This window comes from Halobellus ordinarius (assembly GCF_031823395.1).
Lineage (GTDB): Archaea > Halobacteriota > Halobacteria > Halobacteriales > Haloferacaceae > Haloquadratum > Haloquadratum ordinarius.
Genome location: NZ_JAVQKJ010000007.1, coordinates 134,324 through 148,345, shown reverse-complemented (window position 1 = coordinate 148,345; position 14,022 = coordinate 134,324). Strand labels below are relative to the sequence as shown.

Here is a 14,022-nt window from a genome sequence, read left to right as displayed (position 1 = left end):
GCAGACAGTCGCCGGTCGGATCGGATAACCGACCTCCCGTAATCACCGACATATTGTGTAAGTATATCATACCTGAGTACTCTCTTCCAGGGACGCGCTGCGACGACGAGATGTCACAGACGCTATGGTTCTCTACTACAGCCCCATTTCCCGCCGTAACTCCGATTGAACCCGCTCCGCAGTCGTCGTGAGCCCGTCACTCACGTCCACGGGATACGCAGCAGGATTCTCGACGGCCCGAACCTCAGGGGGCAGTCGTTCCAGAGTCGACATCGTCTCCTCGCGGATCTCATCGAGGGCCGGGAAGTCGTACACGACCTCGCCATCGGTCACGACCTCGACAAGGAGTTCTCGCCCGCCGATGTCCTCGTCGGTGCGCGCCAGAACATCGCGGTGGAACGTCTCGTCGCCGAACCGGTGGACACGCTTCGCTCCGGGATAGGTCACTTTCCCTTTCGAGAGTTTCATACTCGGCTGCATCGTGCCCTTTTCTTCGACGGCGACGAGTTTGTACACCGGATTGAGCGTTGGCGCGTCTTTGCTCGTCGTCAGCGACGTTCCCGGTCCGAACCCGTCAGCGACACCGGCATCGTCGAAAAACTCCTGCAGGAAATACTCGTCGACGCCTGAGGAGACGAACACATCCATATCGGCCGGCAGGATCTCGCGAACCTCCTGTGAGAGTGCGGCGAGATCACCGGAATCGAGGCGAACGCCCCGCACGTCGATATCCAGTTCCTGGCACACGTCACGCGCGGTTTTCGCCCCGGCAACCGTATCGTAGGTGTCGATCAGCAGTACTGTCTCCTCGCCGTAGACCTCGGTAAATGCCTCGAAGGCGGCTCGTTCGCTCGGGAAGCTCTGGATCCACGAGTGCGCCATCGTTCCGTAGACCGGGATGCCGAACAACGCTCCGGCGGCTTCGTTCGAGGTGCCGTCGACGCCCCCCACGTAGGCGGCACGGGCAGCCTTGACACCGGCATCCGTCCCGTGGGCTCGTCGGCTGCCGAAATCGACGAGCTGCTGGTCGTCACCCTCTCGGCGGACGACGTCGCGCATCCGGGCGGCTTTCGTGGCGATCAGGCTCTGAAACCCGATCTGATTGAGAAACAGCGTCTCGAACAGTTGCGCTTGGTCGATCGGTGCTGTTACCTCGAGGAGCGGTTCGTTCGGGAAGACAGCGGTTCCTTCGGGGACAGCACGAACATCGCCGGTAAATTCGAAATCCGCCAGGTACTCGAGGAAGTCCTCCGGAAACCCCTCCTCTCGAAGGTAGGTGAGTTGACGGTCATCGAACGTGAGGTCCTGGAGGTAGGCGATAGCTTGTTCGAGACCGGCGGCGATGACGTACCCGCGGTTTTCGGGCAACGACCGGTAAAACAGTGAGAACGTTGCCCGTGGGGTGTGGCCGGTGTCTCGGTATCCCCGGAGCATCGTCAGTTCGTATCGATCGGTGAACAGGCCGATGTTGTCCGGCGAAAGGTAACCGAATCCGACGGTTGCATTAGTCCCCATACCTGTGTGGCTCGTTATCATAAACCAAGTATCTGGTGTCGGTTCCGCGTTGCAGAAGTGGATCTCCTCCCCGACTGCCCTCCGCTTTCCTTCGCAACCACGAGTATCGCCTCCCCTCCAGCCGTGACGGTTGTGGAACGTCAGAATCGCTGCTGCCACGACGAGGGCCCGGCTGCCGATTATTCGAAATTGTAATCACCCGTTCTGGGTGCCTCAACTGTGTCTGTACGGACGGCTATGTCTGTACGGACGGCTATCGTAGCGTTTGCAAGTCTTCACTCACTTGATCGCACGACTACGTGCGATCAGATGTGCAATCAGTTGCAAACGCTACGATAGTTCGCCACGTTCGAGCCGGTACAATGCTCCCTCCCGGCAGAATTCCCGTCACTCCTCGTCCTGGAGGGATTCGAGCCGCTGCTCGAGGTCGTCAATCGCGTCCTCGACGCTCTCGCGTGCCTGGCCGCTCAGTTCTTCGGCCTCACTCACTGCCTCGTCGAAAGCGTCACGTACCCGCTGGACGGCCGTATCCACGTCGTCGGAGTCACTCATAATGGTTACTCTCACTGTTTACCGCCGAACGTCACCCCCGTTGACAGCGCTCGGCGGGAAAAGACGAGCGTAATCAGTAGCAGAGAGCGATCCAGAACCCACAATATCCCACGCGGGAATCCGCACTCACCAGAGCGGGGAGGGTGTCAACCTTCGCTCTCGAGTAGCCAGCCGAAGCGTTTCTCCCAGAACTCCTCGCTTCGGGGTTTTTTGCTCCGGCCGTGCGTCTTCTTGTCCCGAATCTGGCGTTCCAAGACGTCCCGTGCCTCGTTGATCGCGTGATTCGCGCCGTATCCCTCCCCGGAGGCGATGTACAGCCCCCGGTCGGTGTGGAGACGAATCCGGGCGAGCAAAAGCGGCGTCCCCCGGCGTTTCTCGTCGTGCTTGTGGAGGTGAATCTTGGCGTCGAGGACGCTCATACCGTGATCCCTGTCGTCGAATTTATCGATCATCGCGACGATGTCATCGTAGCTCATATCGTCGACCAGATCGATGCCGTAGACCTGGACACCCCGGTTACCGCCCGCCTCCCAAGTGAGCGCGTCGAGAATGTCGGTCTTCGTGACGATTCCGTCGGGAGTTCCGTCTTCCGTGACGACCAGCGACGACGCGTCGATCTCGAGCATCTCATCGGCGGCCTCGTCGAGCGTTGCCGCCGGGGTGATCGTCCGCACCGGCGAAACCATAATGTCCCGCACGGGGAGGTCCAACAGTCGTGCGAGTTCCCCCTCGCGGGCACCGTACCCACCACCTCGTGCACGACCAGCACTGGCGGAGATATCCCCGCCGAACGAGTCGACACCCGCTGCGTCGCCGGACTGACTCTGTTCCGTGGCACGGACGGTGAAATCCGTCACGTCGTAGAGACTCACGATGCCGACTGCGGAATCGTTCTCGACGACAGGAAGGTGGGTGATCCGCTGTTCCCGGAAGACGTGAAGTGCTTCTCCGAGCGTCGAATCCGGATCGATCGAAATGAGGTCGCTACTGGCGGCTTCGGCGACAGTCGCTGCATCGAGGAACGGTTTGACCGCCTCGAGGATACCATCGACTGTGACGACGCCGATCAGCTCTCGTCCCTCGAAGACGGGGAGCAGATGGGAGTCGCTGTCGATCATCAGCTGTGCGACCTTCCGAACGTCTTCGTCGGGAGCGAGTCGGGGGACGTGCCATACCAACGAGCCGAGCTTTTCGTTCGGCTGGTGGTGAGAGGTTGCGAGCTGTCGCCTCGTGACCACTCCTTCGAATTCATCGCCGTATACGACCACACCCTTGACGGTCGGATCCTCGAACGTACTGGCGAGCTTCGAGACGCGAGTCTCCGGGGACAGTTCGACGTAGTCGTCTGAAACGATGTTTGTAATGTCCATAGTAGGTGTCTCTCCGTTCCGGTTGGCTGCGCTTCACTGCAGATGGATCTGTACTGCCAACAAATGGTCTTTGTTGCCGTATCACAAAGACCCGCCGACTATTCTTACCATCTGAAAAACGTCTATATGGCCTCGGGACTCACGTCCCAGGATCTATCCATTGTGAATATGTTCAGCGCGCCTGTAGAGTCCGCTCGTTCCATTACTGTTCGTCAAGCATCTGGATGCCGCGTTCCACAACCGCCTCGGTCACGAAGAGACTCGTCTCACGCTGGAGTGCTCGCATACGGGATGCCGCTTCGTGTCCGTCGAGCAACCCGCGACCATACCCGAGCGCGATGACGCCGATAGAACCGCGTACTTCGACGCCCGCGTCGGACGCTACCTCTCGGGCAGCGAGGTCGTCAGTTAGGAGAATGACCCCCGCTCTTCAGCGACTGCAATCGCGGCGCGTTCTCCGGCATCCAGCACTTCAGTTCCGACTTGGCTTGCATCGGCTTCGACGAGTTCGTACGAGAGATCGACCAACCCGTCGGGAACACCACCGGCATCGACCTCTCTGTAAACCGTCTCTGGAACGAGGAGTGTGTCGAACGTCGTGAGCAGTTCGAGCGAATCGATTTCGGCGAGGTGAATGAGCGGCCCCGCGTCCGAGACAGCCGCAAGCATCACGCGTTCAAGCCCCAGTCGACGTCTTCCTCGACGACCGCACGCTCTCGCTCCGCTCGCTCAACTTTCGTCCGACCGACACGTTCGATTGCTTCCTCGCGGTCAAGTTCGCCGTCGAGATACCGAGCGAGGATGAGATCTACCCACAGATCTTCGAGACCGCGCTCGAGTGCCTGTTCGAATACTTTGGACTCCGGAAGGCCGCGGGCTTCGGCGATTTCTCGAACTCGGTCGGAGATTTCGGCGGCCATACCGTGTGATTGCTCGGCAACGTTCTTAAATCCGTGTCTACCTTCTATGCGGGAGCCTGACCGGGGCCTATGTCTCCCGTGACCACAACCAGATTACGTCAGAGATACCCTCTACCGCCAAAAATAGTGGCCTCTGCACTCGAACCAGTGATTATCACCGACTTACGAAAGTATCTATAGAATAACTCTACTCTCACTCAAATCGACAGACGGAGCGAGGTTGGCTACTCCGGAAGATTCTCTGTAGGAGAAGTGTCGATTGCATCACGAACCCTGGTAATCGCTTCAGAAAGCTGTTCCATAATGTTGGAGTAGGTCTCGCGATAGTCCGCCGTATCAGGAGAGATGCCGAATGAGTCCATTCCTCGCTCCCACTTGCTTGACGCACTCCGATGGTCTGCTACGACTCTCAGGTCATAGACTCCGTTTATTGGCTCAAAAACTTCTGCCGCCTCCTCATTACCCATATGGTCAGCTGCAAGTTCAAATAAGGCTGATTTTGACCCCCTAACATCTCCCTTCCGTTCCTCAGGGAGGATTTCTCGAATGCTCCCCGTGTCAATTCTCTCAAAAAACACCTTATTTAGCGCATCCATGCTGTCTAAAAGGGCATCTCGCTCGTTCCGCGAAGGCATAATTACGAGATGACTGGGGTCGGACTCCTCTAAAGCATCAAAAATTGAGTTACTGTATTCGTCTTCAACTACCTCATTTAGTGATGTAATTGCATTCAGTACTTGACCGCTGTACGACTCCGTATCGACAAAATCACCCAATACAAAATTCGTAATTCCCTCCTCTGGAATACCACCGGACGGGGCAATATTATGAGTCTTCCAGTGAGGAATCTCTTGGTCAGGAATATGTGCTAAATCGTCAAGTAGTAACGCCACTTCGAACTCGTCGTTCCGATAAACTCGTTCAGAGAAGATATCCTTCCAAGCAACGTCCCCACCCTGCCGTGACCACCAATTCACATCTCCGTCATCGGCCTGGATGTATTTTTCCAGCACGCTCATATCGAAGAAGACCCAATCGTAGAAGCTCATTGCCTCTTCTAAGCTCTGTGCACCATATGCTGGGCGTTTTAATCCGGCATCCTCGAACCCCCGCTGATTTTCCGCATCATCTGGAGAATAGGAATCTCCACGAATTGTTCTAAAGGGAATCTCTCGATTCTGGCTAGCTTCCTCCTCTGCACTCCGGTTTGCTGAAGAAGGCAAAATAGCATAGAAGCAATGTAATTCTATATGCGGATATCGCTCATCTAACCCATCAACATATCCTGAGAGCTTCTTTGCAGGAAATCCATCAATCTCTAACTCAGTCCACCCGTTATCGTCAATATCGACTTCTACAGTTGATTCGCGGAGACTCCGTGATTGGAAATATGCTAGAACGAGCGCTGCATTCCGAGCATCAAGATAGTCTAATAGATATCCAGTCTGAATATCCATCGACAGTAGATTGTCTGTAATGAACCCAGATTGTTCCGCCCGTTCCTTCCAAGCATCCTCATCAAACCGGATGACATGGTCGTCGGTTTCGTGGGAATGAAAATTCCTCAGACCATCTTCTACGAGTGTGTGGAAGCTCAGAATACCGTGTTCGACTCGCGGTGCATCATATCTGAGCTTTGTGAGAAAACGGCGTGCTTCTACTCCGTTGACGGACTTCGTAGATTCGTCGTCCCAGTGGTCGCCCTCTTCAGAACTCCAAGCAGGAGTCCCCCCGGAGAATATTAAGTGAGGGGCTTGCGATTTGGGGTCCCCATCAAGGAATTCATCAATATCGTCTAAGTCGACTAGCACAGGCTGGACATTGTATGCTTGCCGAAGCCTGCCGTAATCCGTCTCAAAGCTCTTATCGCCTGACTGGTACACTCGCGTCCAATTTCCCAAGATAGGCGAAAACGAACTTGCATCTTCGAATTCTAGCCATTGAGAAAGGGCATCACGAGGCACGGGGGATGAACGAGTGGAAAACATAGCTATAGATGACCACTTTCGTACGAGTCCATTAGAAGCTTTTCTGGGAGACCGCAGTACTACATAGAACGAAAGAACTGAATAGTCGGTAGTAGTTCGGCCTCGGCACTCATAGGGTTCGTCGTCGCCGAGCGCCACCCCGGCTCGGAACGGTGCTGTCGTCATCGGCCACCTAGTGATACGAAAGCGATTACAAAGAGCGTTCCGAGGCCCGTCGCCGCAGTTGCTGTGCTATACGACTCGGGCGAACGCGAGCGTCCCGCTGGTTCGCTCGACGATCGCGCGGACGGTCTGCCCCTCGCGTGCGCCGGTCACGAAGATCGTGAACTTCCCCTTCTCGGCGACGCCGTCGCCCTTCCGGCCGGTGCCGGTGATCTCCAGTTCGTAGGTCTGGCCCTCCTCGACGGCCGGGCCGGACTGCGATTGCGTCTGTGCGGCGCGCTTTGCGACGGGGCGGAACGCCCCACAGGCCTCGCAGCGAAGCATATCCACGCCGTCTTCGGTGACCAGTCGGGTGTCCGGCAGCCCACACTCAGAACAGGAGACGTATTCGGTGACGTACTCGTCGATCGCCGCCTCGAAGTCCGAGACGGTGAAGGAGCCGTTGTACCGCGCGCGGTCGCCCTCGAGTTGGCCGCTGGTCCCGAGTTCGCCCTGGATGTTCCGGTGGACGTGTTCGACGTCGCGGCCGAGCGCCTCGGCGATGTCGCCGAGGTTCGTCAGTCGGGTGAACGCCCCGTCGGTCTCGCCCGCGGGGTCGGGCACGTCGAGGCGCGATTGCTCCTCGTTCCGCTCCGGGAGCGAATCGAGCGCCCGATCGAGTGAATCAGCGTAGTCCATACGGGAAAGAGAGGATGGGCCCGTATAGCCGTTCCGTGTCACGGATTCGCGAGCGGGAGGATGGGGGGTTGTGCTGTCGCTGCCGCGATTACTCTGCCCCGTCGCTCTTCGCTACAGCACGCTCCCGTGCGGCCGCGACGACGAGCGGGAGCGTGATCGTCGCGTCGCCGACGACCGTCGCGTTCCGCGCGGAGCGTTCGAGTTTGCCCCACGAGCGCGCCTCGTCCAGCGTCGCCCCGGAGAGGCCGCCGGTGTGGTCCGGATCCATCGTCAACTGGACCGCGTAGTCGTACGCGTCGGGGATCGTCAGCATCGTCTGCAGGACGTAGTTCTTCGGCACGCCGCCGCCGACGACCATCGCCCCCGCCCGCTCTGCGTCGAACGCCAGATCCGAGAGGTGGGTCATATCGCCGAGCGCGTCCAGCCCGAACTCCGAGGTCTGCGAGTAGATCCACGCCTGGATGCCGAGCACGGAGTCCTGGATCGCCGGGCAGTAGATCGGGACGTCGTGTTCGTAGGCCGCGGCGGCGATGCCCGGATCCTCCGCGACATCCCGGGCGTCGTTCTGCTCTGCGTTCGCCCGCCCGAGTTCGGCGGTGAACTCCTGGATCGACACGCGGCGTTCGACCGCCGGGAAGACGTTCTCGCGGAGGTGCGTCTCGAACAGCGCGAAGTGCTCTTGGGGGAGATAGACGTTGTAGATCCGGTCGACACCCTCCTCGCGCAGGCTCTCGTCGTGTTCGCGGGCCGTCGCCGCCGAGTCGCCGCCGTGGGCCGCGGGATGGTCGTCCTGTGGGTTCGCCCGGCCGTGGTGGTGTTTGCCGCCGACCGCCTCGATGGCGTCGTGGGTCAGATTCGCCCCGGTCGTCACGAGGGCGTCGATGTGGCCGTCGCGAATCAGGTCCGCGACGATCGCCCGCATTCCGGTGGGGACCATCGCGCCGGCGAGACCGAAGAAGTTCGTCACGTCCTCGCGGGCGAGCATCTCGGCGTAGATGTCGACCGCGCGGTCGACGGTCGCCGCGCCGATCCCGGCCTTTCCATACTCGGTTGCCAACTCGCCGACGCTCATCCCGGCCCGGACTTTCGCGTGCCCGATCGGGGCCTCGTGAAACTCCTCGCGGTCCGGTTCGGCGTGCCCGTTGCCGTCCTGTGTCGTCTCGTCGGGGGCGTTGCCGTCCTGTGTCGACTCGTCGGGGGCGTCCTCGCTCATACCCCCTCGTCGACGGTCCGATCGGTTAGGTGTCGCGGTCCTGCGGCGACGTTGCCCGAAGAAAGAATCCGGTAGCTAGTCGGCGACTGTGCTCACCTCGGCGCCGACGTCGGTGAGCACCTCCATCCCGCGGAGCGCGACGGCGACGAAGCCCACCTTCGAGACGATGTCGAGGTACGTCAACACGAGCGCCTCCGTCTCCGGCAGCAGGAGGCCGGCACCCGTCGGCGCGAGCAGCCACACGACCGGGTACAGGGTCCACACGATGACCGTGAGGTTCCGCAGAGTCGTGAACGTCCCCGCGACGCGGGAGGAGTCGAACGACGCCCGGCGCGGGAGCGTCACTATCAGCAGCCACACGAGGCCGATGTACGCAACGACACCGAGGCCAAAGAGCGCGTAGCGCGTGACGCCGCCGGTCGCAGTCGCGGCGATGCCGGCCAGGACGACCACCGCGTCGACGGCGATCAGCGCGCCGAGGATCCGCCGCCCCGACTGCGCCAGCAGACCCAGATACAGCACCATCAGCGGCGTCGTCAGGAGCCAGTCGATATAGCGGACGATCTCGATTTCGGTCCCGCCGACGGAGGCGTACCCATAGCCCGTCGCCATCAGCAGATACGCGACCGAGGCGATCCCGGTCACGCCGGCCAGGACGGCCGTGAGATCACGCGTCTTCGACTCGATCAGGAACCGGTAGGCCGACGGGAGCGTCCCCGCAGTCATCCCCGCGAGGCCCACCCACAGCCACAGGGTAGTATCGAACTGCATCTCAGACACCTCCCCCGTCGCCGTCGAGATCCCACGATTCAGATCCGTCGGCGCCGTCAGCGCGCAGTTCGACGTCCGAGTCGGCGTCGCTCCCGAACTCGAACCCGGCGTCGTCGCCGTCGTCGCCGTCGTCGCCGGAGGCAAGTTCGTCGCCAACGCCGTCGGTGGAGTTCAGTCCGTCACCGACGGTCCCGCCAGCAGCTAAATCGCCGCCGGTCTCCTCGGGGACCCGGAAGTCTTCGAGTACCGTCCGGAGTTCGCGTGCCTGTGCGGTCAGTTGTTCGGCCGCGTCGCTCACTGTCGTCATCGTGCTCGTCTGTTGTTGGGCCGCGGCCGCCGCGTCGGCCGCCTCGTCGGCCGTCTGGTCGCCGATGGCCGCGACGTCGTCGACGCGATCGACGACGGCAGTCGCCGAGGACGCCTGCTGGGCCGTCGCGTCGCGGATCTCCTGAATCGACTCGTCGGTCTCCTCGGCGGCGTCCGCGATGCTGTCGAGCGCGTCGATCGCCGATTCGACCGTCTCGACGCCGCTCTCGATCCGTTCTCTGGTCTCGGTCATCGCCGTCGTCGTCTCGCCGGCGCGCGACTGGATCCGCTCGATACGGTCTTCGATCTCGGCGGCGGAACTTGCTGTCTCCTCGGCGAGTTCTTTCACCTCGTCGGCGACGACTGCGAAGCCGGCCCCGTCGGCACCGCCGGAGCCGTTGCCCACGCGGGCGGCCTCGATCGATGCGTTCAGCGCGAGCAGGTTCGTCTCCTCGGCGATGTCGCGGATGACCTCGACGACCTCGCCGACGGCGTCGAGTTCCTCCGCCAGGGCGGTGACTTCCTCGGCGGTTTCGGCGGTGGTCCGCTCGACGGCGTCCATCTCTTCGAGCGCGCGCTCGGCGTACGCGCCGCCCTCCTCGCCGATCGAGGCGGCGCGTTCGGAGGCCTCCGCGACCTCGTCGACGGTCGCGGCAATCTCCTCAGCGGAGGAGGAAAGCGCGTCGACCTCCTCGGAGACGTCGTGCAGCGCTTCCGTCTGCTGCTCTGCGCCGGCCGAGATTTCGGTCGTCGCGTCGGTGACCTGTTCGGAGGCGTCGGTCACCTCGTCGGCGCCGTCGTCGACCCGCTCTGCGGCGGTGACGACGTGCTCCGAGAAGGCTTTGACCTCGGCCATCGTCTCGGCGACCGCATCGAGCATCTGGTTGAACGAGACGGCGATGTCGCTCATCGCCTCGTTGTCGGTGTCGGTGTCGAGTCGCCGGGTCAGGTCGCCGTCGGCGACGGCGTCCATTACGTCACCGTACTCGGCGGCGGTCGCTTCCAGCGCCCGGTTTTTCTCCTCGATCTCTCCTTTCCGTCGCTCTGTCTCACGGATCTGTGACCGGAGTTCCCCGCGCATCTGGTCGAAGGAACCGTACAGCGTCCCGAACTCGTCGATCCGCGTCGTCGAGAGGTCGACGTCGAGATCGCCGTTCGCCATCGCGTCGGCACGCTCCGCGAGGTGGCGCAGCGAGACGATGGTGTTCGAGCCGACGACCACGCCGACGAAGGCGAGACTCACGAGCGCGAGCAGGATCAGACCCACCACAGAGGAGGTGATCTGATCGCCGAGCGCGAACGCCGCCGCCCGGTCGGTCCGCACGATCACCGTCCAGTCGTGCGACTGCATCCCGGCGCCGGCCACGAGCAGTTCACCCTGCCCCGCGAAGCCCCCGTCGGATAGCACGGCAGGATCGCCCTGGTAGTCGGTGAGGATACGCTCGCCGTTCGGGTGCGCGACAATCTGCCCCTCACCGTCGACGACGACCGTCGAGCCCACACCCGCGGAGTCGGCGAACGACTGGGTGTGTGCCTTGAGGTTGATCATGTAGACGAGCGCCTTCCCGTCTGCCCCCTCGACCGGCGAGATCACTGCCACGACCGGGAAGTCGACGACCGGGACGGTGAACGGCGACGTGACGTACGTGTCGTCGTCGGTCTCGAACGTCGGCGGATCAGTGGCGAAGGGCGCGCCCTCGTCGCCCGGGTTCACGCCCTCCATCATCTCCATCGAACTGGCCTCGATCGTCTGCGACTCCATATCGTAGTAGTGGACGGCGACGACTCCCTCCGGCAACGCATCGTGTTCGGCTGTATGTCTCAGATGGTCCGATATCGCCTCCGTGTCCCCACTTTTGATCACGTCCCGGGTGGAGTGAAGCCGAATCTGCCCCTCGATACCGCTCAGCCACGTATCGAGTTCCGCGGCCCGCGTCTCGGCCGACGTGCGGAGGTCTGTCTCCACCTCGTCCTCCAACGTCGCTGACGTCTGCTCCTGGACGACGAACCCGAACCCCACCACGAGTGCGACGACCGCGAGCAGCGCCACGCCGAGTTTTGCCCCGTAACTCGACCGGATATATTCGAACGGGTCTGATCTTGGCATCTGAGATTTCCTTGCCAGACCCGAAGTAAAAATCCGACTCGCCGATTATCCGACGTGATAATCGTCGGCCAGTAGATATATTATCGCGTCTCGGTGGTGGGATCGAGAGGGCGTCCCGGCCCCCGCTGTGGGAAGCGAACGCCTTCGGACAGCCACGAGCGGCCCCCCGTCCGCTGGCGGCGTGTCGCGGTCGTCAGAGCCCGGTTGGGTGAGAGAGCGTCGTCGTCTCGACACCCCACTCCGAGAGCAACTCACCCAGCCGTTCGACCCCGAAGGTCTCCGTCGCGTAGTGGCCGGCGAGGAACACGTTGATCCCCGCCTCCCGCGCCTCGTGGTAGACCTGTTGTTTCCCCTCGCCGGTGACGAAGGCGTCGGCGTCCGCGGCGACCGCCTCGTCGAGCCAGTCGACCCCCGAGCCGGTGACGATGGCGACGTCCGAGATCGTCTCGGGCCCGAAGTCGAGCACTTGCGGCTCCCGTCCGCCGGTGTCGAGTCCCGCCAGCTCCGACCGGAGCTCCGAGACGGTGTACGGATCCGTGGCCCGTCCGCGCTGTCCGATCGTCACGGGGCCGAGCGTCCCGAACGGCTCCCGGTCGTCGAGCCCGAGGTAGTCCGCGAGGCCCGCGGCGTTGCCCAGCGACTGGTGGCCGTCGAGCGGGAGATGCGAGACGTACAGCGCGATGTCGTGTTCGGCCAGAGCGGCGATGCTGTCGTAGTCGCGCCCGGTGACGCGGTCGAGCCCGCCCCAGACGAGACCGTGATGTGTGACGAGCAGATCGACGTCCGCGTCGGCGGCGTCAGCAATCGTCGCCCCGGCGGCGTCGACCGCCACGGCCGCCCGGTCGACGGTACCGGTCTCGGGGCCGACCTGCAGACCGTTGGGGCTGGCGTCGACGTCCGCGTACGCGTCGGTGTCGAGTCGATCGTCGAGTCGATCTGTGAGTGCCGGAAGTTGCATACGCCACCGTCGAGCGCCCAGGTGGTAGATACTTTCTGTCGACTCGTCCCCCGACCAGCGCCTATACAGAGGTTTCATTGCGGAGCCGTCCCCACATCCAGAGAGGATGTCCCTCGAAGAGTACGGCGTCGCGATGGACGACGACGAGATCGCGCGGTGCCTGGAATCGATGGGGGTCGGGACGCTGGCGTTCGGCGACGAGCGCGGGGGGTACGCGATCCCGATGTCGTTCGGCTACGACAGTGTCAACGACCGGTGTATCTTTCAGTTCTCCTTCGGCGAAGACAGCCGGAAGGCCACGTACATCGAGCAGGACAACCGGGTGTCGCTGTCGGTCTTCGAGTGGAACTCGGTGACCGACTGGCGGAGCGTCGTGGTACAGGGTACTCTCGAACCCGTCCCCGAAGAACGAAACGCCAAAACCGCAGGAATCTTCGCGGCCCACGCCAAGATCGCGTCCCTGGAAGTGTTCAGACGGCCCTACGACGAACTGGAGTTCGAGTGGTACGAACTCCGGATCGACGAGAAGCAGGGTCGACAGAGCATCCAGTAGGCGGCCGATCGCTCACTTTCCTGCCGCTGCGTGCGTGTAGACGAACTCCCGACAGAGTTTCGCAGCCAGCGACGCGGCCTGGCCGTCGTCCCGGTCGTTGACCTCGACGACGTCGAACCCGGCGGCGTGGGGGGCGACGGTCCGGACGACGTCGCGCATCTCACGCGAGGTGAGCCCGAACGGTTCCGGCGTGCCGGTCCCCGGCGCGAACCCGGGGTCGGCGGCGTCGATATCGACGCTCAGATACGCGGTGCGGCCGTCGAGCCGCCCCGCGAGATCGAAGTCGGGGACGGCTTCGGGTGCGACGACGGTCACGTCGTCGCCGTCCGCGCGGTCCCACTCCTCGGGTGATCCCGTCCGGGCCCCGAGGATGATCGCCTCCTCCACGCCGGTGGGGGCGGCAGCCGCCTCGGTGTCGCCGCCGGTCTCGGGCGCTCGATCGCTGTTGGTCGACGGTCCCCGGGTGTCGTTCTCCGTAACGCCCTCCAGGTCGTCGAGAATCCGCCGCGTGACGGTGGCGTGACTGTACTCGTTGCCGTCGAAGTCGGTCCGGAGATCGAGATGCGCGTCGAGACAGATGAAGACGTCCGGGTCGACGGCGCCGACGCCGGCCGCGGTGACGGTGTGCTCCCCGCCGAACAGCACCGGGACGGCGCCGTCCCGAACGACGTCGCGGAGTTCGCCCCGCAGCCAGGCGAGATACCCCGCGGCGTCGTCCCAGGCGCGGACGTCGCCGTGATCGTGGACGGAACAGTCCGAGAAACGCAGGTCGGTTCGCCGGTCGTAGTCGTCGAACGGCCGGGCGAACCGCCGGATCCGCTCGGGCCCGAACCGGGTGCCGGGCCGAAACGAGGTCGAGAGGTCCAGCGGGGCGCCCACGACAACGTACGCGGCGTCCTCACGCGCTGCGGTCGCCCCTGGGAACATCA

12 protein-coding genes and 1 pseudogene are annotated in these 14,022 nt (G+C 62.5%); 1 reads left to right on the top strand and 12 read right to left on the bottom strand.

Annotated features, from left to right (window positions below; genetic code table 11):
- Positions 1-135 precede the first annotated feature (135 nt).
- The 11 genes and pseudogenes from RJT48_RS11700 to RJT48_RS11650 all read right to left on the bottom strand — a co-directional run bounded on the left by RJT48_RS11700 (position 136) and on the right by RJT48_RS11650 (position 12,540).
- Positions 136-1,515, bottom strand: coding sequence for a nicotinate phosphoribosyltransferase (locus tag RJT48_RS11700; RefSeq protein ID WP_311172465.1), 1,380 nt, complete (start codon positions 1,513-1,515; stop codon positions 136-138).
- 387 nt (positions 1,516-1,902) lie between these two features.
- The gene (locus RJT48_RS11695) at positions 1,903-2,067 is read right to left on the bottom strand and encodes a hypothetical protein (RefSeq protein ID WP_311172464.1); all 165 of its coding nucleotides are present in this window, start codon (positions 2,065-2,067) and stop codon (positions 1,903-1,905) included.
- Between the two features lie 146 nt (positions 2,068-2,213).
- Positions 2,214-3,437 carry a CBS domain-containing protein gene (locus tag RJT48_RS11690; protein ID WP_311172463.1) on the bottom strand — a complete coding sequence of 408 codons (1,224 nt, stop codon included), beginning with the start codon at positions 3,435-3,437 and terminating at the stop codon, positions 2,214-2,216.
- A 202-nt stretch (positions 3,438-3,639) separates the two neighbouring features.
- Positions 3,640-4,106 (bottom strand): annotated as a pseudogene (locus tag RJT48_RS20635) (PIN domain-containing protein).
- Positions 4,106-4,357 (bottom strand): hypothetical protein, encoded by a 252-nt coding sequence (locus tag RJT48_RS11680; RefSeq protein WP_311172461.1) that lies wholly within the window; start codon positions 4,355-4,357, stop codon positions 4,106-4,108. Before RJT48_RS11680 ends, RJT48_RS20635 begins: the two are co-directional and overlap by 1 nt.
- Before the next feature lie 224 nt (positions 4,358-4,581).
- Positions 4,582-6,240 carry a hypothetical protein gene (locus tag RJT48_RS11675; RefSeq protein ID WP_311172460.1) on the bottom strand — a complete coding sequence of 553 codons (1,659 nt, stop codon included), beginning with the start codon at positions 6,238-6,240 and terminating at the stop codon, positions 4,582-4,584.
- A 336-nt stretch (positions 6,241-6,576) separates the two neighbouring features.
- On the bottom strand, positions 6,577-7,185 hold the full coding sequence (locus RJT48_RS11670) for a translation initiation factor IF-2 subunit beta (RefSeq protein ID WP_311172459.1): 609 nt from the start codon (positions 7,183-7,185) through the stop codon (positions 6,577-6,579).
- Positions 7,186-7,273: 88 nt separating this feature from the next.
- A complete protein-coding gene (locus RJT48_RS11665) occupies positions 7,274-8,398 on the bottom strand; it encodes a deoxyhypusine synthase (protein ID WP_311172458.1) in 1,125 nt (374 codons plus the stop codon).
- Positions 8,399-8,473: 75 nt separating this feature from the next.
- Positions 8,474-9,169, bottom strand: a complete 696-nt coding sequence (locus tag RJT48_RS11660; RefSeq protein WP_311172457.1) for a bacteriorhodopsin — start codon at positions 9,167-9,169, stop codon at positions 8,474-8,476.
- Position 9,170: 1 nt separating this feature from the next.
- The gene (locus RJT48_RS11655) at positions 9,171-11,582 is read right to left on the bottom strand and encodes a methyl-accepting chemotaxis protein (RefSeq protein WP_311172456.1); all 2,412 of its coding nucleotides are present in this window, start codon (positions 11,580-11,582) and stop codon (positions 9,171-9,173) included.
- A 193-nt stretch (positions 11,583-11,775) separates the two neighbouring features.
- Positions 11,776-12,540, bottom strand: coding sequence for a Nif3-like dinuclear metal center hexameric protein (locus RJT48_RS11650; RefSeq protein ID WP_311172455.1), 765 nt, complete (start codon positions 12,538-12,540; stop codon positions 11,776-11,778).
- A gap of 106 nt (positions 12,541-12,646) precedes the next feature.
- Here RJT48_RS11650 and RJT48_RS11645 point away from each other — a divergent pair, with 106 nt between their 5' ends.
- Positions 12,647-13,093, top strand: coding sequence for a pyridoxamine 5'-phosphate oxidase family protein (locus tag RJT48_RS11645; protein ID WP_311172454.1), 447 nt, complete (start codon positions 12,647-12,649; stop codon positions 13,091-13,093).
- A 12-nt stretch (positions 13,094-13,105) separates the two neighbouring features.
- Here the strand turns inward: RJT48_RS11645 and RJT48_RS11640 are convergent, their stop codons facing one another.
- Positions 13,106-14,020: an arginase family protein gene (locus RJT48_RS11640; protein ID WP_311172453.1), complete on the bottom strand. Its 915-nt coding sequence runs from the start codon at positions 14,018-14,020 to the stop codon at positions 13,106-13,108.
- Between the last annotated feature and the right edge of the window lie 2 nt (positions 14,021-14,022).

What these genes read in the sequence shown, in the direction of transcription:
- RJT48_RS11690 (WP_311172463.1), bottom strand. Translation starts at nt 3,437, where the DNA reads ATGGACATTACAAACATCGTTTCAGACGACTACGTCGAACTGTCCCCG.
- RJT48_RS11645 (WP_311172454.1), top strand. Translation starts at nt 12,647, where the DNA reads ATGTCCCTCGAAGAGTACGGCGTCGCGATGGACGACGACGAGATCGCG.
- RJT48_RS11640 (WP_311172453.1), bottom strand. Translation starts at nt 14,020, where the DNA reads ATGTTCCCAGGGGCGACCGCAGCGCGTGAGGACGCCGCGTACGTTGTC.
- RJT48_RS11695 (WP_311172464.1), bottom strand. Translation starts at nt 2,067, where the DNA reads ATGAGTGACTCCGACGACGTGGATACGGCCGTCCAGCGGGTACGTGAC.
- RJT48_RS11660 (WP_311172457.1), bottom strand. Translation starts at nt 9,169, where the DNA reads ATGCAGTTCGATACTACCCTGTGGCTGTGGGTGGGCCTCGCGGGGATG.
- RJT48_RS11670 (WP_311172459.1), bottom strand. Translation starts at nt 7,185, where the DNA reads ATGGACTACGCTGATTCACTCGATCGGGCGCTCGATTCGCTCCCGGAG.
- RJT48_RS11680 (WP_311172461.1), bottom strand. Translation starts at nt 4,357, where the DNA reads ATGGCCGCCGAAATCTCCGACCGAGTTCGAGAAATCGCCGAAGCCCGC.
- RJT48_RS11700 (WP_311172465.1), bottom strand. Translation starts at nt 1,515, where the DNA reads ATGGGGACTAATGCAACCGTCGGATTCGGTTACCTTTCGCCGGACAAC.
- RJT48_RS11650 (WP_311172455.1), bottom strand. Translation starts at nt 12,540, where the DNA reads ATGCAACTTCCGGCACTCACAGATCGACTCGACGATCGACTCGACACC.
- RJT48_RS11665 (WP_311172458.1), bottom strand. Translation starts at nt 8,398, where the DNA reads ATGAGCGAGGACGCCCCCGACGAGTCGACACAGGACGGCAACGCCCCC.
- RJT48_RS11655 (WP_311172456.1), bottom strand. Translation starts at nt 11,582, where the DNA reads ATGCCAAGATCAGACCCGTTCGAATATATCCGGTCGAGTTACGGGGCA.